The organism is Flavobacteriales bacterium (assembly GCA_016713875.1).
Lineage (GTDB): Bacteria > Bacteroidota > Bacteroidia > Flavobacteriales_F > PHOS-HE28 > PHOS-HE28.
Genome location: JADJOI010000003.1, coordinates 304,000 through 324,465, shown reverse-complemented (window position 1 = coordinate 324,465; position 20,466 = coordinate 304,000). Strand labels below are relative to the sequence as shown.

The window sequence follows — 20,466 nt, the reverse complement described above, 5'->3', positions numbered from 1 at the left end:
TTCCAGGATGGCCACGGGTACGATCAGTTGCCGCTCCGGTACTTCACCGCGCCCTGCGCCAGTAGGTGTTCGATGTCGTTGTTGATGCTGAGGATCAACAACGAGGTGGCCGTGCAGAACACCGGACTGGTGATGCAGTGGTGGCCGTTCCAGCTACCGTCGTTGTTCTGGATGCCCACCAGGCGACCCGTGGTCTGCTGATACCAGGTGCGCCAGCCCTGGTCCTTGGCGATCACCAGCGATTCGCCGGTCTGCAGGAAGCTCAGGAACTCCTCGCCGCCGTTGTTGCCGAAGCCGCTGATGACGTCCTCCCGCTGCGCCTGTTGCTTGGCGGCATCGTACACCTGCCAGGCCGCGTTCATCCGCTCGGCCTCGGTGCGGCTATAACCCGCATCCTCCAGGGATTCCACGCTCACCGGGGCGGCATCCGCCACCTTGCCCTCCCGCTTGGCACGCTCCATCCGTTCATTCACTTCGCGGGCCTCGGCCGCGCTGTTGCGCGTGCTTCCGCTCACGGCATACAGTGTGACACCTGCGGCGCGCTCCGTGGCCACCGTGCCCTTGTCCGCATCGAAGTTGCCCTTCTGGTAGTCCCGCGCCAGCCGCAGCGACTCGTCGTCCACCTCCGCCCCTTGGGCCTTTGCGCTCTCCAGCGCGCTGGCCGCGAAACTGCTCTGCAGCACTCCGGCCCAGCCGTCACCTCGCATGCTGCCGTCGGCGTTCTGCCCGCGCTGGATCATGCCCACACAGGTGTTCAGCGCGCGCATGCACCGCAGCCGCTTCGGATGCTGGTCGTTCAGCCTCGCCACCAGGTTGCTCAGGTATTGCGCCGCAAGCGCCACATCGACGTTCGCACCCAGCTTCGCCTGGATCTGCGTGCCCTGCAACTGCGTGATGTTGACCGCATCGCGCGGTGCGCCCTCCACCTGCTTCAACAGGTACTCCGTCGCGCGCCCGAGCTGCTGCGCGTACGCACCCTGGTCCAGCGTGCTGCCCATGCGCATGATGGCCATGGCGACCATCGCCGTGGTGGCCGGGTCGCTGTTCACCGCGTGCGGGTCCATCACATCCTGCCGTGCGTGGCTGCCCGCGCCATAGCCGCCATCGGCGCTCTGTGCCTTCACCAGCCATTGCAGACCGCGCTGCTCGGCCTGCAGGACCTTTTCCGGCGTGCGCAGCACGAAGGTGCTGTCCAGCCCGGCGCCTTCGTAGACGGTCATGAACACGCATCTCGGTGCCTCCGTCACCGGTGGCGTTGGCACCGGGCAATGGGCGTCCGCGTTGCGCGTGGTGGTGGACGGTGGGGTGAACGAGGCCAGCAGGACGACGATGCCAGCGGTGGCCAACAAGGCCAGGACGATGAAGGTGTTGCGTTGCATGTTCGTGGGGTTTCGATGCCCGTGGGCATCCGTTCTGCGCACCCGTACACGCGACCCGTCCCCGGGTTCGATCGACTAGCTTCGATGCATTGATCGAGCAGCTTCTTTCCTCCCTTCTTCTCGCCCTGCCGTTCGCGCTTCACGCGCAACCGCGCGTGCTCCACTTCACGCGCACCAGCGGCTTCGATCATGGCACGCGTGCCGTGTCCTTCACCTTGTTCCAAGGGATCGCCCAGGACCTCGGCCTGCTGGTGGACGACGATGCCAGCGGTGCGCCCTTCAGCGATCCGCAGGTGTTGGATACGTACGATGTCATCGTTTTCTCCAACACCAGCGGCGACGCCATCCTGGACGCGCAGCAACGGGCCTACTTCGAGGCGTGGGTGGCCGGAGGCGGTCATGTGCTCGGCATCCATGCCGCCACCGACACCTACCGCCACAGCACGGCCAATGGCACCAGCACCGGCACGTGGGACTTCTACGCGGAGCTGATCGGCGGCAGCGTGCAGCAGAACCCGAACCACGTGAGCGGCACGCCGCTTTATGCCATTCAGCATATCGGGGCCCACGCCAGCACCGCCGACCTGCCCGACCCGTGGGCAAAGAACGAAGAGTACTACTACTGGGAGGACGGCTACTATGGCCCGGACAACGTGGAGGTGCTGCGGGTGGAGGAGACCATCGGCCCGAACGGCCTGGTGAACAGCTACGATGCGCCGCGCCCCATGAGCTGGTACCGCGTGCTTCCGGGCGGCTCGCGGGTGTTCTACACCGCCCTCGGACATGCGGCCGATACCTACACGAGCGACACGCTCTTTCGCACGCACATCGCCGATGCGCTGGCCTGGCTGCTGGAAGGCAGCACGGGCATGGAGCGTACGTCCGGGGTGACCGGGCTCACGGTATTCCCGAACCCTGCAGTGGATGAGCTGACGCTCGTGACCGATGCATCATCGACAGGGACGCCGCTTGAGATGTGGGATGTCACCGGTCGTCTGGTGATGCAGGCCATGATCACCGGTGAGCGCACCGATCTGCACCTGGGCTACCTGTCCTCGGGCGCGTATGTGTTGCGCACCATGCACACCTCCATGCCGCTCCGGATCATCCGGTGAGTACGGCATCGCCATGGGCACATGACCACATACGCCCATGAGCACATGCCTTACGCTTCCTGCAGCTTCTTCGCCGCGCGCTTCCGCTCGTTCTCGTCCAGGAGGATCTTGCGGATCCGGAGGCTCTTGGGCGTCACCTCCAGGTACTCGTCCTCGGCGATGTACTCCATGCACTCCTCGAGGCTGAACTTGACGGCGGGCGCGATGTTCACCTTGTCGTCGCTGCCGCTGGCGCGCATGTTGGTGAGCTTTTTCACGCGGATCACGTTCACGCCGAGCTCCTCCCCGGGCTTGGGGCTCTCGCCGATCACCTGGCCCGCGTACACCTCTTCGCCGGGCTCGATGAAGAACTTGCCGCGGTCCTGCAGCTTGTCGATGGCGTAGGCGATGGACGTACCGGTCTCGGCGCTCACGATGCAGCCGGGGCGCGGCGTGGCGATCTGGCCCTTGTACGGCTCGTAGCCCTTGAAGCGGTGCGCGATGATGGCCTCGCCCTCGGTGGCGGTGAGCAGCACGTTCCGCAGGCCGATGATGCCCCGCGCGGGGATGCTGAACTCCAGCACCGTGCGGTCGCTCTTCTGCTCGATGTTCAGGATCTCGCCCTTGCGGCGCGTCACGTGGTCGATCACGCGGCTGCTGAAGGGCTCGGGCACCTGCACGGTGAGCATCTCGATGGGCTCGTGGCGCTGACCGTCCACGTCCTTGTACAGCACCTGCGGCTGGCCCAGCTGGAACTCGTAGCCCTCGCGGCGCATCGTCTCCACCAGGATGCTCAGGTGCAGGATGCCGCGGCCGAACACCAGCAGCCGATCGGGGCTGTCGGTCTCCTGGAGCCGCATGGCCAGGTTCTTCTCGATCTCCTTGAAGAGGCGGTCGCGCACGTGGCGGCTGGTGACGAACTGCCCCTCCCGCCCGAAGAACGGCGAGTTGTTGATGGTGAAGAGCATGCTCATGGTGGGCTCGTCCACCGAGAAGCGCGGCAGCCCCTCCGGGTTCTCGGCATCCCCGATGGTGTCGCCGATGTCGAAGCCTTCCAGCCCCATCACCGCCACGATCTCGCCGCAGCCCACCTCGTGCTTCACCTTCTCCTTGCCCAGCCCCTCGAACACCATCAGCTCCTTCACCTGACCCTTCTGCTGGGTGCCGTCGTTCTTCACCAGGGTCACCTGCTGGCCGGCCTTCACCGTGCCGCGCGAGATGCGTCCCACCGCGATGCGGCCTTGGAAACTGCTGTAGTCAAGGCTGGTGATGCGCATCTGCAGGGTGCCCCCCACCTGGCGGGGGGCGGGCACATGCTGCACGATCACGTCCAGCAGATGGCTCACGTCCTCCGTCGGGGTCTTCCAGTCAGGCCCCATCCAGCCCTGCTTGCTGCTGCCGTACACCACCGGGAAGTCGAGCTGGTCCTCGCTGGCATCCAAGGCGAACATCAGCTCGAACACCGCCTCGTACACCTCCTCGGGCGTGCAGTTCGGCTTGTCCACCTTGTTGATCACCACCACGGGCTTCAGCCCCAGCTCGATGGCCTTGCCGAGCACGAAGCGGGTCTGTGGCATCGGGCCCTCGAAGGCGTCCACCAGCAGGATCACCCCGTCGGCCATGTTCAGCACCCGCTCCACCTCACCGCCGAAGTCGCTGTGGCCCGGGGTGTCGATGATGTTGATCTTCGTGCCCTTGTACCGCACGCTCACGTTCTTGCTGAGGATCGTGATGCCGCGCTCCCGCTCCAGGTCGTTGTTGTCCAGCAGCAGGTCCTTCACCTCCTCGTTCACGCGGAAGAGCTGGCATTGGTGGAGGATCTTGTCCACCAGCGTGGTCTTGCCGTGGTCCACGTGGGCGATGATGGCGATGTTGCGCAGGTCGGTCATGGGAGGCACCGCAGGGCGGCAGGGGTTGAAGGGCCGTGCAAAAGGCCGGCAAAGGTAGGGCTTCCTGCCGCGTGGCCGGGCGGATCGTTATCTTCGCCGCGCTTCACGGCCGGGCCTGCCCGTCCGATGAGCGTACCGGCCCCGTAGTTCAATTGGATAGAATGACAGATTCCGGTTCTGTTGGTTGGGGGTTCGAATCCCTCCGGGGTCACCAGGCGGCGCGATGAGCGCCGCCTTTTTCGTCCGCACCGATGCGCTTCCTTTGCCCGGATGCGCATCGACAAGTTCCTGTGGTGCGTGCGGTTGCATAAGAGCCGCAGCCTGGCCACCGAGGCCTGCCAGCGCGGTCGTGTCCGGCTGAACGACCGCGAGGCCAAACCCGCTGCCGAGGTCCGCATCGACGACCGCATCGCCGTGCGCCAACCGCCCATCTGGCGCGTGTTCCGCATCACCGCGCTACCGCGCACACGCATGGCCGCCAAGCTCGTGCCCGAGCACCTGGTGGACGAAACGCCCTGGGAGGACCTGCAGAAGCAGGTGATGGCGCGGACCCTCCAGGCCGGCGAGCGCGCCGCAGGCGAAGGCCGCCCCACCAAACGCGACCGACGCGACCTCGACCGCGCGTTCGGCGACGGCACCGATTAACACCATTTCACCTTTGTTAACAGCAGGCCCGGAAAGGCCCCGGATACTTTTGGTCAGCCTTCCCAACCCACCATGAACGCCGCGCTCCGCCTGTCGACCATCTTCCTTGCCGCCTTCCCTCCCGCCCTGCTCGCCCAGTCCGACGGACAGGGGCCCGATGCTGACCCCGGCGACCGGAAGGTGCGGATCGAGATCACCACCACCGAGGATGGCCATACGTCCCGGATCGAACGCGAGTTCGACCTCGGCGATGATCGGTCGTTGCAGGACGCCCTCCGCGAGCTGGGCGTGCTGGATGAACTGGGCACTCTCGGCGCGGACGAGAACCTCATCATCGACCTTCGCCGCCTGCGGGACGGAGGCGCCCTGAAGGACATGAGCCTGGCCTTCGCCCTGTGCGATGAGGCCATGGCCAGGGCTCACCGCCCGCACGGATACCTCGGCGCCTACCTGGGGATGTACAGCACGCCGAAGGAGGGCAAAGGCCGCAAGGAGGGCGACGTGCAGGGCATCGCCCTCACCAAGGTGATCGCCGACGGGCCTGCCGACAAGGCCGGACTGAAGGATGGCGATGTCGTGGTGGCGATGGACGGCACGAACGTCGGCAGCCTTGGTGCGTTCACCGAACGCATCCGTGCGCACAAGCCCGGCGACAGCGTCACGCTCACGGTGCTCCGTGATGGCAAACGCTCGGATCGGCGCGTGACGCTCGGCGAAGCGCCGGATGAACCGGATGCCTTCACCTTCGAGCTCGACCCCTGGGACGAGCCCGATGCTCCGTCCATGATCGTTCCGATGGGGCCACGCGCCTTCCTCGGCGTGAACGGTGACGATGCACCGGATGCTGAAGGCGATGGGGCTCGGGTTGGTTCCGTGGTGGACAGCTCCGCGGCCCAACGCATGGGCCTTCTGGCCGGTGATCGCATCGTGGCCATCAACGACGGGCCGATCAGCGGATTCGGTGACCTGGCCGAGCGGATCGCGGGCATGGGGCCGGGCGAGCCCGTCCGCGTGGAGGTGCTGCGCGACGGCGAGCGACGCACGCTGACCGGCACCTTGGGCGAGCGCCGCATGCGCTCCTGGGTGATGCCGCCCCTGGCGCCGATGGCCCCGTTGCCCCCCCTTCCCGATGAGGACCGCGCCACGATCCGCCGCGAGATGGACGAGCTGCGCCGTGAAATGGAGCAGCTCCGCCGCACCATGCGCAGCGACATCCTGCGTGAGATGCATGTGGAGGTGGGCGCCGTGGAGCTATCGCCCGAGGAACGGGCCCTCTTGGAACGCAAGGGCGTGGCCGGGCTCGACCGTGCGCCCGAGCTGGGCGAACTGCGCTGCGCACCCAACCCCAGCGACGGCTTCTTCCGCGTCCAGTTCGACGTGGCCGAACGCGGGGACCTGGTGGTGGACGTGCACAACGCCCAGGGCGACCGCATCTACCACGAGACCGTGACCGGCTTCAAAGGCCGCTACGAGCGCACGCTGGACCTCAGCGACCAGGCCGACGGCACCTACTTTCTCGTGGTGGCCCTGAACGGCCAGGCCACGCCGCGGAAGCTGGTGAAGCACTGACCCTCATCGACCGAAGAACGGGGGCCTCACAGGGCCCCTGTCTATTTTGTGCCCATGAACGCGCTCATCCGGCTGATCATCACCACCATCGCGGTGCTCATCTGCGACCTGTTGCTCGACGGGGTCACGCTGGGCGACCTGGGCGAGACCCACGGTGTGCTCACCGCGCTGCTCACCGCCGCCGTGCTGGGCCTGCTGAACGCCTTTCTGCGTCCGCTGCTCATCCTCTTCACGCTGCCCGTCACAGTGGTCACGCTCGGGCTCTTCCTGCTGGTGATCAATGCAGCGGTGGTGCTGATCGCCGCCGAGCTGGTGCCGGGCTTCGTGGTGCGGAGCTTCTGGTGGGCCCTGGGCTTCAGCCTGCTGCTCTCGGTGGTGGAGAGCTTCCTGAACAGCCTGGACCGGGGGCCACGGCGGGAACGGACGGAGTGATCGCCCCGGCACGACAACGAAGGGCCGGCACCATCGGCACCGGCCCTCCCGATCGCATCCGTTCAAGCGCTCAGTTGTCCCCGTCGAGCAGGCCGCCCAACCCGCCCAGGATGGACCCCTCCTCGCGGCGGCCGCCACCGGCGCGCGGTGCGGCAGCGACGATGTTGTTGGCCAGGCGGCTGAACGGCAGTGACTGCAGCCACACATGACCGGGGCCGCGGAGCGTGACGAAGAAAAGCCCTTCGCCACCGAAGAGCGTGTTCTTGATGCCACCCACGAACTGGATGTCGTAGTCCACGTTGCTCGTCATGGCCACCAAACAACCCGTGTCCACGCGGAGCGTTTCCCCGGCCTGAAGTTCCTTCTGCACCGTGGTGCCGCCGGCATGCACGTAGACCTGGCCATCGCCCTCAAGCTTCTGCATGATGAAGCCTTCGCCACCAAAAAGACCTGTCCCGAGCTTCTTCTGGAACTCAATGCCGATGCTGACCCCCTTGGCCGCGCAAAGGAAGGAGTCCTTCTGGCAGACGAGACGCTGCCCGTGGTCGCGCAGGTCGAGCGGGATGATCTTGCCCGGATAGGCCGCGGCGAACCACACCGTGCGGCGCATGTTGCTCACGTTGGTATAGGTGGTCATGAAGAGGCTTTCGCCCGTGAGCACCCGCTTGCCGGCGCCCCACAGCTTGCTCATGAAGCTCTGCTCCTGTCCATTGCCGTCACCGAAGATGGTCTTCATCTCGATGCCCTCGTCCATCATCATGAACGCGCCGGCCTCGGCCAGCACGGTCTCCTGCGGGTCAAGCATGATCTCCACGCATTGCATGTCGTCACCGACGATGCGGTGGTCGATCTCGTGGGCTCTGCGGTCCATGGGGGTGTTGAATGAGGGCCAAAAGTAGATCGGCCTCCCGGTGCAGGGGCGCCGATCACACCGGCGGTGCGCACAGGCGGCGAACGGCGCACAGGCGACCTCCACCAGGTGGGCCGTACCTTGGCCGGACCCTCTCCATCCGGATGACCACCGCCACCACCCGCTCCGCACCGTCCGCCATCGGCACGGACCTCCTGCTGCGCGCCTGGGATCTCCTCTGCACCGCGAAAGCGATGACGGAGCTCTATGAGGAGCATTTCAAGCTGACCAGCAAGTACGTGCATGCGACCAGCCGCGGGCACGAGGCCATCCAGATCGCGATGGGCATGCAGCTGCGTCCGCAGGACTACATGGCCCCGTACTACCGCGACGACAGCATCCTGCTCGGCATCGGCATGGAACCGTACGAACTGATGCTTCAACTGCTGGCCAAGCGCGATGACCCCTTCAGCGGCGGCCGCACCTATTACGGGCATCCGAGCCTGCGGCGCGAAGGCATGCCAAGGATCCCGCACCAGAGCAGCGCCACGGGCATGCAGGCCATCCCCACCACCGGCATCGCCCTCGGCCTGTGGTACAAGGAGCGCGCCGGTGTGACCCATGACCTCAATGGCTCGGCGGACATGGAAACGCCCATCGTGGTCTGCTCCCTGGGCGACGCCTCGATCACCGAAGGCGAGGTGGCCGAGGCCTTTCAGATGGCCGTGTTGAAGAAACTGCCCATCATCTACCTGGTGCAGGACAATGAGTGGGACATCAGCGCCAGCGCCGACGAGATCCGCGTGGCCGATGCCCCCGAGTACGCCAAGGGTTTCAAGGGTCTCGAGGTCCGAAGCATCGACGGCAGCGACTTCCCCACCTGCTACGCCACCCTGAACGAGGTGATCGCCACGGTGCGCAAGGAGCGTCGCCCCTTCCTGGTGCACGCCAAGGTGCCGCTGCTGAACCACCACACGAGCGGCGTGCGCATGGAGTTCTACCGGAGCGAGGAGAACCTCGCCGAGCACCGCAAGCGCGATCCGCACCCCCGCCTGTTGCAACACTGCCTCGACCAGCGCCTGCAGCTCGACGGGCTCAAGCAGATCGAGCAGAAGGCCATCGCCCGGGTGAAGGCCGATTTCGACCGCGCCTGTGCCGCGGCCGACCCCGCTCCCGAAGACCTGCTGACCCATGCCTTCGCGCCAACACCGGTAACAGAGGAGCGCGGCGAACGGGCGCCGAAGGACCGCCAGCCCACCGTGATGGTGGACTGTGCGCTCTTCGCCATCCGGGAGCTGATGCAGGAGGATCCGCGCTGCCTGCTCTATGGCCAGGATGTGGGTGCCCGGCTCGGCGGCGTGTTCCGCGAGGCGGCCACACTGGCCCGCGACTTCGGCGACCACCGCGTGTTCAACACGCCCATCCAGGAGGCCTTCATCATCGGCAGCACCGTGGGCATGAGCGCCGCGGGCCTCAAGCCGATCGTGGAGGTGCAGTTCGCCGACTACATCTGGCCGGGCCTCAACCAGCTCTTCACCGAAGTGGCCCGCAGCGCCTACCTCACCGTGGGCAAGTGGCCGGTCTCCTGCATCATCCGCGTGCCCATCGGGGCGTATGGCAGCGGCGGACCCTACCACAGCAGCAGTGTGGAGAGCGTGCTCTGCACCATCAAGGGCATCAAGATCGCCTACCCCAGCACCGGCGCCGACCTCAAGGGCCTGATGAAGGCCGCCTACCACGACCCCAATCCCGTGGTGATGCTCGAGCACAAGGGCCTCTACTGGAGCAAGATCAAGGGCACCGAGGACGCCAAGAGCGTGGAGCCTTCGCCGGATTACATCATCCCGTTCGGCAAGGCAAGGATGGTGCTGCAGGCCGATGCGGACGCCGCGGCCCGCGGCCAGGCCGCAGTGGTGGTCACCTACGGCATGGGCGTGTACTGGGCCCAGGCCGCTGCCAAGGCCTTCCCCGGCCGCATCACCCTCATCGATCTCCCGCACCCTGGTGCCGCTGGACGAGGACACCGTGATGGAGCAGGTGCGCGCGCACGGCCGCTGCCTGGTCGTCACCGAGGAACAGCTCACCAACAGCTTCGCCCAGGCCCTCGCCGCACGCATCAGCGACCGCTGCTTCGAACACCTCGACGCTCCGGTGCGCACCTTGGGTGCCGTGGACATGCCCGCCATCCCGCTCAACAGCACCTTGGAGGCGGCCATGATCCCCAGTGCGGACAAGGTGGCCGGGGCGCTGGAGGCCCTGCTCAGCTTCTAGCCGTGGAGGAGCGCTTCATCCGCGTGGGCCGCACGGCCCGCTTCCATCAGCTCGGCGATCCGCCCACCGCGCGCCGGCTCTGGGTGGTGGTGCACGGGTATGGCCAGCTTGCTCGCTATTTCCTGAACGCCTTCGCTCCTGTGGCGGGGGCCGATGCCGTGGTGGCCCCGGAAGGGCTCAGCCGGTTCTACCTCGATGACGCGCATCAGCGGGTGGGCGCCACATGGATGACCCGCGAGGACCGCGAGCACGAGATCGACGACCATGTGCGTTACCTCGATGCGCTCATCGAGCTTCTCCAGCCCACCGCCGGACACCGCCCCCTGCATGTCCTGGGCTATTCCCAAGGCGTGGCCACCGTGGCCCGCTGGCTTGCCCGAGGTCGAGCGCGTCCGGCACAGGCCGTGCTCTGGGGGGGAAGCCTGCCGCCTGAAATGCAGCCACACGACCTGGCTGCGGCATTCCACGGCTGCCGCGTGGACCTCGTACATGGTGAGCAGGACGCACTGGTGCCACGGGCGCAGTGGGAACAGAACGCGGAACGCCTGGCCTTGGCAGGCATTGCCGTGGAGCGCCACCTCTTTCCCGGCGGCCATGCGCTGGACCCGGTGGTGCTGCGCCGTTGCTTCGGCTGATCACAAGGTCACCGGATCGCTCATCGGCGTCCAGTCCAACAGCTCATCGATCGTGCGCACCGTCACCGAATGGTAGTTGGGGCGCGCCCGCTGGTAGATGTTCCGCGCCATCCCACGGCCCTTCTCACTGGTCTGCAGGGCCTCAAAGAGGGGCTGCACGAACTTCCTGCGCCCCACTTCGGTGAGGAAGGCATCCAGTCGTTCGTACGCTGGCGGATAGTCGTTGCGGACACATTGCTCCAGCCAGGCCGCCACCACTCCCGCATTGCCCGAGCGCGTAAAACCGAAGGCCGCATCCAGATCGGCCATGCGGTCGCCGCTCAGGCTGTCCGGCAAGTGCCGCACGAAGTGCATCCACTCGAAGGTGCTCCAGCCCGTGGTCCGCAGGTCCTTGGCCAAGGTGCCGGTCCGCCACCGCTCGATCTCCACCTCCACCTTCAGGAACCGGTCGCTCACCGGCACCACCAGGTCCTTGGGCATGCCCGTTCCGTAGACCCACTCGTTGATGTCGACCTGCACGTTCAGAGGTCGCACCAAGTGTTCGTCCAAGTGGGCCAGAAACTCCTCGGTGGTGATGGCCTTGAAGGCGAAGCGATCGAAATAGGCGCGCAAGAAGGCATCGAAGCGCTCACGGCCCACCTCTTCCTCGAGCCGGCGCAGGAAGGCGTACCCTTTCTCATAGGCGATGTCGGAGACCCCGTCGTCGGGATCACGGCCGGCCAGATCGAGCTTCAACCGGGTGTCCTGTTCGGCGCCCTCGCCCGTGAAGCGCGACACGGCATGCTGAAGGTCCTGATAGCCCAGCAGGGCCAGCATACCGGCGTACTCGGGGCCGTAGAGCCGCTCGCAGATCCGCTTCTCGAAGTAGACCGTGAAGCCTTCGTTCAGCCAGAAGTCGTTCCATGTGGCGTTGGTCACCAGGTTCCCGCTCCAGCTGTGCGCCAGTTCGTGGGCGATGAGGGCGGTGAGGGACCGGTCGCCGGACAGGATCGTGGGGGTGGCGAAGGTGAGCCGCGGGTTCTCCATGCCGCCGAAGGGGAAGCTCGGAGGAAGCACCAGCACGTCGTAGCGCTCCCAGCGGTAAGGACCGTAGAGGGCCTCGGCGGCCTCCACCATCTCCTCCATGTCGGCGAACTCCCAGGCGGCCTTCTCCACCAGTTCCGGCTCTGCGTAGATGCCGGTGCGCGCGCCGATCGGCTTAAAGGCGATGTCTCCCACCGCAAGGGCCATGAGGTAAGCCGGAATGGGCTGGTCCATGCGGAAGTGGTAGGTACCGTCCGCTGAACGATGCTGGGGGTTGGCCGCGCTCATCACGGCCATCAGCTCGCGCGGAACGCGCACGTCGGCCTCATAGGTGAAGCGGATGCCCGGACTGTCCTGGATGGGGATCCAGCTGCGGGTGAGGATCGCTTGTCCTTGGGTGAAGAGGTAGGGATGCCGTCCGCCCTTGGTCTGCCCGGGGCTGAGCCACTGTAGCGCTCGCGCCCCAGGGCCGGTGGTGTAGGCGATGCGGATGGTATCCACCTGGTCCGCCAGCTCCACCTCGAGCGCGGCGCCGAACGGGCCTGCTTCACCCAATTCGTAGGGCAGCGAACGTCCGCCTCCATCGGTGACAGAATCGATCCGCAGGCCATCGGTGTCCATCACCACGCGAGCACCGTGGCCGGGCGCAAGTGCATAGCTCGCCGTGCCCGTGATCCGGTGCGCCTGCATGTCCACTGCGATGTCAAGTTGCAGGTGGGTGATGACGGCCTCCTGGGGGCGCGCAGCGCTGTGGCTGTCCATGGCGGTAGTGCGGCTCTGAGCATCGTTCCCCTGTTCTTCGCCCCCGCCGCGCTGCCCGGCTTGTGGTGTGCAGTGCGACAGCAGAAGGGCCAGGCCGGGAACGACCAGATGGTGGCGATCGGACATGATGGGTCGGGGTTGCGAAAGTACCGCGGTCCGCCTGCATATCGCCATTCAACGCTGCATTGAACGTCCCGTGACCAACGGTTCGGTGTCATCCGGCCGCGCTAGCGCCGGATGCCGCCACAGCCGTTCATCGTTCGGACCGATCGACCACCTGAAGCAGGACTGTTCCTGTCGCGCGTCGTGCAGAAAGAAGGAGGTGGAACGTAGCGCTCATCGGCCACCCAGGAAGAGGGCCGCCGGATCGGCGGCCCTCCCATGACCGGTCGGGGTGACTGGATCCGGACCAGCGACCATCCCGCCCTCAGGGCGGGATGCGCTACCGGGCTGCGCCGATAAGCCCCTCGATCCGGAACCGTTTCTTCCATCCCTTCACCTCCCGCTCCCTCTGGTAGGCCGTTGCCTTGTCCGCATAGGTCTCCTCATGAACGACCCGCCAGTCCTTGGCGCGTGATGTCCAACCACGGTGCGCCGAAAGGTGCTTGCGCAGTCGCTCATCCATCCTTTCGGTCGTGTGCCCGATGTAGAACCGATCCAATTGAGCAGAGTACAGCATGTAGAATGTGGCACCCATGGACCGCCAATGAAGAGGGCCGCCGGATCGGCGGCCCTCCCATGACCAGTCGGGGTGACTGGATCCGGACCAGCGACCATCCCGCCCTCAGGGCGGGATGCGCTACCGGGCTGCGCCGATAAGCCCCTCGATCCGGGACCGTTTCTTCCATCCCTTCACCTCCCGCTCCCTCTGGTAGGCCGTTGCCTTGTCCGCATAGGTCTCCTCATGAACGACCCGCCAGTCCTTGGCGCGTGATGTCCAACCACGGTGCGCCGAAAGGTGCTTGCGCAGTCGCTCATCCATCCTTTCGGTCGTGTGCCCGATGTAGAACCGATCCAATTGAGCAGAGTACAGCATGTAGAATGTGGCACCCATGGACCGCCAATGAAGAGGGCCGCCGGATCGGCGGCTCCTCCCATGACCAGTCGGGGTGACTGGATTCGAACCAGCGACCATCCCGCCCAAAGCGGGATGCGCTACCGGGCTGCGCCGATAAGCCCCTCGATCCGGGACCGTTTCTTCCATCCCTTCACCTCCCGCTCCCTCTGGTAGGCCGTTGCCTTGTCCGCATAGGTCTCCTCATGAACGACCCGCCAGTCCTGGCGCGTGATGTCCAACCACGGTGCGCCGAAAGGTGCTTGCGCAGTCGCTCATCCATCCTTTCGGTCGTGTGCCCGATGTAGAACCGATCCAATTGAGCAGAGTACAGCATGTAGAATGTGGCACCCATGGACCGCCAATGAAGAGGGCCGCCGGATCGGCGGCCCTCCCATGACCAGTCGGGGTGACTGGATTCGAACCAGCGACCATCCCGCCCTCAGGGCGGGATGCGCTACCGGGCTGCGCCGATAAGCCCCTCGATCCGGGACCGTTTCTTCCATCCCTTCACCTCCCGCTCCCTCTGGTAGGCCGTTGCCTTGTCCGCATAGGTCTCCTCATGAACGACCCGCCAGTCCTGGCGCGTGATGTCCAACCACGGTGCGCCGAAAGGTGCTTGCGCAGTCGCTCATCCATCCTTTCGGTCGTGTGCCCGATGTAGAACCGATCCAATTGAGCAGAGTACAGCATGTAGAATGTGGCACCCATGGACCGCCAATGAAGAGGGCCGCCGGATCGGCGGCCCTCCCATGACCAGTCGGGGTGACTGGATTCGAACCAGCGACCACTTGCACCCCATGCAAGTGCGCTACCGGGCTGCGCTACACCCCGAGAACCTTGTCCCGCATTTCGAAGCGACCATCCCGCCACCGGCGGGATGCGCTACCGGGCTGCGCTACACCCCGAGAACCTTGTCCCGCATTTCGAAGCGACCATCCCGCCACCGGCGGGATGCGCTACCGGGCTGCGCTACACCCCGAGAACCTTGTCCCGCATTTCGAAGCGACCATCCCGCCACCGGCGGGATGCGCTACCGGGCTGCGCTACACCCCGAGAACCTTGTCCCGCATTTCGAAGCGACCATCCCGCCACCGGCGGGATGCGCTACCGGGCTGCGCTACCCCCGAGAACCTTGTCCCGCATTTCGAAGCGACCATCCCGCCACCGGCGGGATGCGACACCGGGCTGCGCTACACCCAAGGGGGCGCAAATGTAAACATCCCGTGCGAATCTGCCGGTTCCGGGTGCACCTTACAGCAGGCCAAGCGATACCAAGAGGGCGAACGCCGTCAGGGCCAGGTAAATGCCGAAGGTCAACAGGCTGGTGTGGTACTTCCGGAGGAAGGTGTTCATCATGCTCCTGATCTGCGGACAAAGGTCCGATCGACCGGACGGCCCACGCTTCCCGGAATGTGAAGCTCCCAGGAGGTTATGCACAGCGTTCTCCACAACCGGGCTCACCGCTCATGGGTGAAATCGAACATTCATGGATCTTGAGCGTTGTCCTCCCCATGCACGGCTACTTTTGCCGGCCCTCGCATGCGCTTTCCCGCACTGGTCCTCGCATTCCTCCCCTGCACCCTGGTGATCGGCCAGGAGCGGCACACCCTGAGCGGCTACGTGAAGGATGCGGCCAGTGGGGAGGCGCTGATCGGTGCCGGGGTGTACCTCCCTTCCATCAAGAAAGGCACGGCCACCAACGCTTATGGGTACTACTCGCTGACCCTGGAACCCGGGACCTACACGGTGAACACCAGCTATCTGGGTTACGGCGACCGGACGATCACCGTGGAGCTGAAGGCCGATCAAGTGCTGAACATCGAGCTCCAGCCGGACGCGATCATCGCCCAGGAGGTGACCATCACCGGAAAGGACGCCCGGAAGAACACCGAGAGCACCGACATGGGCCGCGCCGAGCTCGACGTGCAGCAGGTGAAGCTGCTGCCCGCGCTGCTGGGTGAAGTGGACCTGTTGAAGACCCTTCAGTACCTGCCGGGCGTGAAGAGCAACGGCGAGGGCAATGCCGGATTCTACGTACGGGGCGGCGGGCCGGACCAGAACCTCATCCTACTGGACGAGGCCACCGTGTACAACGCCAGCCACCTCTTCGGCTTCTTCAGCGTGTTCAACGCCGACGCCGTGAAGAACATCGAGCTCATCAAGGGCGGCATCCCCGCCATGTACGGCGGCCGCATCAGCTCGGTCCTCGACATCAGCATGAAGGAGGGCAACGACAAGTCGTTCCACGCCCAGGGCGGCATCGGGCTCATCAGCTCACGCCTCACCGTGGAAGGGCCCATCGTGAAGGAGCGCGCCAGCTTCCTGCTGAGCGGTCGCCGCACCTACATCGACGTCATCACCAAGCCTTTCATCCCCGATAGTTCGGCCTTCGGTGGTTCGGGCTATTACTTCTACGACGTGAACGCGAAGGTGAACTACCGCCTGAGCGACAAGGACCGCCTCTACCTCAGCGGCTACTTCGGACGCGATGTGTTCACCTTCGCCAACAGCGACCCGGATGCGCCCACCTTCCGCATCCCGTGGGGCAACGCCACGGTGAGCGCGCGCTGGAACCACGTCTTCGGCCCGAAGCTCTTCCTGAACTCCACCGCCACCTTCAGCGACTACCGGTTCGAGTTCAAGGCCGACCAGGAGTTCTTCGCATTCTCGCTCTTCAGCGGCATCAAGGACGTGGGCCTCAAGATGGACCTGAGCCATTACGCCAGTGTGCGCCACACCCTGAAGTACGGCGGTCAGTACATCCATCACACCTATACGCCCAGCACAGTGGAGGCCCGCAGTGGCAACACCGACTTCGACATCCTTGCGCCGAGCCTCCTCATCGCCCATGAGGGCGCGGTGTACGTGCAGGACGAGTTCGATCTGACGGACGAGATCCGCATCAATGCCGGGCTTCGGTTCACCGGTTTCGCACACGTGGGCCCTTTTGACGAGTTCGTCCTGGACGAGCAGGGTGAACGCACCGACACCCGCTCATTCTCCGGCGGCGAAACCGTCGGCAGCTACTTCGCGCTGGAACCACGCCTGAGCGCCCGCTACCGTCTCAACGAACGAAGCAGCGTGAAGGCCAGTTTCAACCGGGGCCAACAATACGTGCACCTCGCGAGCTTCAGCAGCATCGCCCTGCCCACCGATGTGTGGATCCCCGCCAGCCGCGAGGTGAAGCCCTTGATCGGCACCCAATACGCCGCAGGCTACTTCCGCAACTTCCTCGACAACATGATCGAGACGAGCGTGGAGGTGTACTACAAGGACATGCGTAACCTGGTGGAGTACGCAGAGGGAGCCGAACCCCAGGCCAACGGCAACACCAACTACTACACCCAGCTCGTCTTCGGGAACGGCTACAGTTACGGCGCCGAGCTCTTCGTGAAGAAGGCCACCGGCAAGCTCAACGGCTGGATCGGATACACCTGGAGCAAGACCATGCGGATCTTCCCCGACATCAACGAGGGGCGCGAGTTCCCCAGCCGGTGGGACCGCCGCCATGACCTGAGCGTGGTGGCCGTGTACGAGCTGAACAAGCGGTGGAACTTCGCCGGCACCTTAGTGTATGCCACCGGCCAGGCCGCCACATTGCCCGTGAACCGCTATTTCGTGGAAGGCAACCTGGTCAGTGAATACACCGAGCGCAACGGGTTCCGGATGGCCCCGTACCACCGCCTCGACCTGGCCATCACCCTCAACAACAAGGAACAACGGAAGGTGAAGGACAAGTCCACCGGAGAGGTCACCTACCGCACCCGGCGCTGGCGCAGTAGCTGGACCCTGTCCGTGTACAACGTGTACAACCGAGCCAACCCTTACTTCATCTACTTCGACAACGAGGGCAACGTGGCGGACGGCAGCCTGCAGGTGGTGGCCAAGCAGGTGAGCCTGTTCAGCATCCTCCCCTCCATCACCTGGAACTTCAAGTTCTGATGAACAAGCGCGCACTGCCCCTCATGCTCACTTCGGCCCTGGCCCTGATGCTTGGCGCCTGCGAGAAGGAGATCACCGTGGCTGTGCCCGAGACCGAGCCCCGACTGGTGGTGGAGGGCACCATCGAGCCCGGAGAGCCACCCATCATCATCCTCACCCGGACCCAGAGCTTCTTCGCCCCGACCGACCTGAGCTCGTTCGCCGGGCTTTTCGTCAAGAATGCCGTGGTCATCGTCAGCAATGGGCTCGTCACCGACACGCTCGACATGGTCTGTTCGTCCATCCTCACCGAAGAGCAGATCCTGCTGGCCGCCGAGGCCACGGGGCTGGACCCGCAGCTGCTCGCCACGGTCGACATCTGCCTCTACTCGACCACCGACCAGGCCATCTTCGGAGAAGAGGGCGGGGTGTATGACCTGAGGATCGAGGCCGAGGGCAAGACCTTGACCAGCACCACGACGATCGTGCCCGCCGTCCCGTTGGACTCCCTCTGGTTCCGGCTCATCGACCAGGATGGCAGTGACGGCGACGACAGCACAGGCTTCCTATGGGCGCGCAGTTTCGACCCGCCGGCACCGAACAACTTCTACCGCGTGATGACGCGCCGCCTGAACACCGGCGAGGACGGGGCCGCCTTGGACGCCACTTTCGCCGCCCCCCTGGGCAGCACGAGCAACGACCAGTACTTCAACGGCCAGGCCATCGAATTCATCATCTCGCGCGGCAGCAGCAGCTTCTCGGACCCCGAGGACCGGGGCAGCACCTTCAAGCGCGGGGATACCGTGGCCGTGAAGCTGATCTCCCTGGACAAGGCCAGCTACGACTTCTACCGCAGCTATGAGAACAACGTGGCCACCCAGGGCGATCTGTTCACCCAGCCGGCCAACGTGCGCAGCAACATCGAGGGCGGCCTCGGCGTCTGGGCCGGGCTGCACGCCTACCTCGATACGCTGGTGTGCATCCAGTGAGCAGCGTGATGTGCATCACCGCACCGGCCCGCCGGCGCGCATAGCTTTGCGGCCCCTCGAACCCCCATGTCCACCACCGAACACGTCAAGTGCCTGATCATCGGCTCAGGCCCCGCCGGTTACAGCGCCGCCATCTACGCCGCCCGCGCCGACCTCAAGCCGCTGATGATCGAAGGTCCCCTGCCCGGAGGCCAGCTCACCCAGACCACCGAGGTGGACAACTACCCCGGATATCCCCAAGGACGCACCGGGCCCGACATGATGGAGGACCTCAAGCAGCAGGCCCTCCGCTTCGAGACGCGCATCCGCAACGGCTGGGTCACCAAGGTGGACCTCAGCGGCCCGGTGCACAAGGTGTGGGTGGACGAAAAGGACGAGATCCATGCTGATACGGTGATCATCAGCACCGGTGCCAGCGCCAAGTGGCTCGGCCTGCCCAACGAGCTGCGCCTGCGCGATGCGGGAGGCGGGGTGACGGCCTGTGCTGTATGCGACGGCTTCTTCTACCGCGGGCAGACCGTGGCCCTCGTGGGTGCCGGCGACACGGCCGCCGAGGAGGCCACCTACCTCGCCAAGCTCTGTCCCAAGGTGTACATGCTGGTGCGCAGCGACAAGTTCCGCGCCTCCAAAGCCATGGTGCATCGCGTGGAGAACACCCCCAACATCGAGGTGCTCTTCAACACGGAGGTGAAGGACGTGCTGGGGGAACATGCGGTGGACGGCCTCCTCGCGATCAACAACAGGACCGGAGAGGAACGCCGGCTCGACGTGACGGGGCTCTTCGTGGCCATCGGGCACAAACCCGCGACGGACATTTTCAGTGAATGGCTGGACATGGACGAGGCCGGCTACCTGAAGCACGACCCCGACCGCACGAGCACCAAGGTCCCCGGTGTGTTCGTGGCCGGCGATGCCGCGGACAAGGTGTACCGGCAGGCCGTCACCAGTGCCGGCACCGGGTGCATGGCCGCACTGGATGCCGAGCGCTGGCTGGCGGCGCAGGGACGCCACTGAACCGAAGGCCGGACCTTATCGCCACGCTGACCATTCCGTCGTGCGCAGGAAAAAGCGCACACGCTCGCGCCGCTGCAAGGGCAGGTCCCAATCCCCATCGTATCGCACATGCGTGGGCACCAGCAGACCGTCCTGCACGGCCAGGTCGACCACCATGGTGATGTCAAAGCTCATCAGCATGCCCGCATGGGTCATGCGGTATTCGCGGGCGATCACCTGTCCGGTCGTCTTGTCGAACCAGGTGTCCATCGTCCTGATCACCACGGTCTGACGAGGGACCTCCGGCAACACGTCCGCGCTGAACACCCAGCAATCATGACCGTTGCGCTCGCCGCTCCAGATGCTCATGGCATAGTGCCGGGCGATCGCGGGATCGAAGAGCGCCAGCTTGTCGCCCACGATCGGCACGTCCACCCCTTCGCCCGGGTTGAACATGAAGGCCTTGAGGTCGGCCCGGTAGCGTTCGAACCGTGAACTGCCGGTGCGCGCTGCGTGCACCTCCGCAACGGTCACCGGCACGGGCCGGGGCCCCTCGGGAAAGAACAGGCTCTGGAACATCCGTAGAGTGAGGTAGCGGTGGTCGCCATCCGCCTTGCGCAGACGTCCTTCCTCGCGCACGCTGTCGATCACCTGGGCAGCCATCCCCCCTTCACGTACCAGATGGGCGATGCGGAAGAACCCTGCCCGCTCACGGTCGCGCGGGCCATGCACGCGCAGCTCACCTTCCGTTCGGTGCGGATGCCTGCGCAGGTTGAGGAAGGCATCCTGGTAGGTGGTGTCCGAGCGCACACGTGCGATGAAGGCCGCGACGTCGAAACCCTCCCGTTGGGCCACCACCACCGCCTCGTCCAGCAGGATCCCCGGCGGCAGGCTGTCCGGCTGGGCCGGAACGCGCATCACCATCAACAGCAGCACCGCGACACCCTCCACGGTTCG

General features: G+C 65.4%; 15 protein-coding genes, 4 tRNA genes and 3 pseudogenes. 10 read left to right on the top strand and 12 right to left on the bottom strand.

Annotated features, from left to right (window positions below):
- Positions 1-23: 23 nt before the first annotated feature.
- Positions 24-1,379: a hypothetical protein gene (locus IPJ87_02870; protein MBK7940810.1), complete on the bottom strand. Its 1,356-nt coding sequence runs from the start codon at positions 1,377-1,379 to the stop codon at positions 24-26.
- Between the two features lie 89 nt (positions 1,380-1,468).
- On the opposite strand from IPJ87_02870, the gene IPJ87_02865 reads away from it, so the two are divergent.
- Positions 1,469-2,494 carry a ThuA domain-containing protein gene (locus tag IPJ87_02865; protein ID MBK7940809.1) on the top strand — a complete coding sequence of 342 codons (1,026 nt, stop codon included), beginning with the start codon at positions 1,469-1,471 and terminating at the stop codon, positions 2,492-2,494.
- A gap of 50 nt (positions 2,495-2,544) precedes the next feature.
- On the opposite strand, the gene typA is transcribed toward IPJ87_02865, so the two are convergent.
- Positions 2,545-4,362, bottom strand: a complete 1,818-nt coding sequence (gene typA, locus IPJ87_02860; GenBank protein MBK7940808.1) for a translational GTPase TypA — start codon at positions 4,360-4,362, stop codon at positions 2,545-2,547.
- A gap of 137 nt (positions 4,363-4,499) precedes the next feature.
- Between typA and IPJ87_02855 the strand changes: the two genes are divergently transcribed.
- The 4 genes from IPJ87_02855 (at position 4,500) to IPJ87_02840 (ending at position 7,008) form a co-directional block, all read left to right on the top strand.
- Positions 4,500-4,576, top strand: a tRNA-Arg gene (locus tag IPJ87_02855).
- A 56-nt stretch (positions 4,577-4,632) separates the two neighbouring features.
- Positions 4,633-5,007: an RNA-binding S4 domain-containing protein gene (locus tag IPJ87_02850; protein ID MBK7940807.1), complete on the top strand. Its 375-nt coding sequence runs from the start codon at positions 4,633-4,635 to the stop codon at positions 5,005-5,007.
- Positions 5,008-5,079: 72 nt separating this feature from the next.
- Positions 5,080-6,576, top strand: coding sequence for a PDZ domain-containing protein (locus IPJ87_02845; GenBank protein MBK7940806.1), 1,497 nt, complete (start codon positions 5,080-5,082; stop codon positions 6,574-6,576).
- A 54-nt stretch (positions 6,577-6,630) separates the two neighbouring features.
- Positions 6,631-7,008: a phage holin family protein gene (locus IPJ87_02840; GenBank protein ID MBK7940805.1), complete on the top strand. Its 378-nt coding sequence runs from the start codon at positions 6,631-6,633 to the stop codon at positions 7,006-7,008.
- Positions 7,009-7,078: 70 nt separating this feature from the next.
- Here the strand turns inward: IPJ87_02840 and IPJ87_02835 are convergent, their stop codons facing one another.
- Positions 7,079-7,879 carry a TIGR00266 family protein gene (locus IPJ87_02835; protein ID MBK7940804.1) on the bottom strand — a complete coding sequence of 267 codons (801 nt, stop codon included), beginning with the start codon at positions 7,877-7,879 and terminating at the stop codon, positions 7,079-7,081.
- A gap of 143 nt (positions 7,880-8,022) precedes the next feature.
- On the opposite strand from IPJ87_02835, the pseudogene IPJ87_02830 reads away from it, so the two are divergent.
- Positions 8,023-10,129 (top strand): annotated as a pseudogene (locus IPJ87_02830) (tungsten formylmethanofuran dehydrogenase).
- 2 nt (positions 10,130-10,131) lie between these two features.
- Positions 10,132-10,764 (top strand): phospholipase, encoded by a 633-nt coding sequence (locus IPJ87_02825; protein ID MBK7940803.1) that lies wholly within the window; start codon positions 10,132-10,134, stop codon positions 10,762-10,764.
- Here the strand turns inward: IPJ87_02825 and IPJ87_02820 are convergent, their stop codons facing one another.
- From IPJ87_02820 to IPJ87_02785, 8 genes and pseudogenes are all read right to left on the bottom strand, one after another.
- Positions 10,765-12,675, bottom strand: a complete 1,911-nt coding sequence (locus IPJ87_02820; GenBank protein ID MBK7940802.1) for a M1 family metallopeptidase — start codon at positions 12,673-12,675, stop codon at positions 10,765-10,767.
- Positions 12,676-12,991: 316 nt separating this feature from the next.
- Positions 12,992-13,246: a GIY-YIG nuclease family protein gene (locus IPJ87_02815; protein ID MBK7940801.1), complete on the bottom strand. Its 255-nt coding sequence runs from the start codon at positions 13,244-13,246 to the stop codon at positions 12,992-12,994.
- A gap of 102 nt (positions 13,247-13,348) precedes the next feature.
- The gene (locus tag IPJ87_02810) at positions 13,349-13,603 is read right to left on the bottom strand and encodes a GIY-YIG nuclease family protein (protein ID MBK7940800.1); all 255 of its coding nucleotides are present in this window, start codon (positions 13,601-13,603) and stop codon (positions 13,349-13,351) included.
- 57 nt (positions 13,604-13,660) lie between these two features.
- A tRNA-Gln gene (locus tag IPJ87_02805) sits at positions 13,661-13,719 on the bottom strand.
- Positions 13,705-13,958, bottom strand: a pseudogene (locus IPJ87_02800) (GIY-YIG nuclease family protein). Before IPJ87_02800 ends, IPJ87_02805 begins: the two are co-directional and overlap by 15 nt.
- Positions 13,959-14,014: 56 nt before the next feature.
- A tRNA-Ser gene (locus IPJ87_02795) sits at positions 14,015-14,075 on the bottom strand.
- Positions 14,061-14,314, bottom strand: a pseudogene (locus IPJ87_02790) (GIY-YIG nuclease family protein). The gene IPJ87_02795 and the pseudogene IPJ87_02790 overlap by 15 nt, the downstream one beginning before the upstream one ends.
- A gap of 49 nt (positions 14,315-14,363) precedes the next feature.
- Positions 14,364-14,437: transfer RNA gene (locus IPJ87_02785), tRNA-Pro, on the bottom strand.
- A 708-nt stretch (positions 14,438-15,145) separates the two neighbouring features.
- Between IPJ87_02785 and IPJ87_02780 the strand changes: the two genes are divergently transcribed.
- The 3 genes from IPJ87_02780 (at position 15,146) to trxB (ending at position 19,530) form a co-directional block, all read left to right on the top strand.
- Entirely contained in the window at positions 15,146-17,548 is a 2,403-nt protein-coding gene (locus IPJ87_02780; GenBank protein ID MBK7940799.1) for a TonB-dependent receptor, read from the top strand.
- On the top strand, positions 17,548-18,516 hold the full coding sequence (locus IPJ87_02775) for a DUF4249 domain-containing protein (GenBank protein ID MBK7940798.1): 969 nt from the start codon (positions 17,548-17,550) through the stop codon (positions 18,514-18,516). Before IPJ87_02780 ends, IPJ87_02775 begins: the two co-directional genes overlap by 1 nt.
- 66 nt (positions 18,517-18,582) lie before the next feature.
- Positions 18,583-19,530 carry a thioredoxin-disulfide reductase gene (gene trxB / locus IPJ87_02770; GenBank protein MBK7940797.1) on the top strand — a complete coding sequence of 316 codons (948 nt, stop codon included), beginning with the start codon at positions 18,583-18,585 and terminating at the stop codon, positions 19,528-19,530.
- Positions 19,531-19,545: 15 nt separating this feature from the next.
- On the opposite strand, the gene IPJ87_02765 is transcribed toward trxB, so the two are convergent.
- Positions 19,546-20,460, bottom strand: a complete 915-nt coding sequence (locus IPJ87_02765) for a hypothetical protein (protein ID MBK7940796.1) — start codon at positions 20,458-20,460, stop codon at positions 19,546-19,548.
- Between the last annotated feature and the right edge of the window lie 6 nt (positions 20,461-20,466).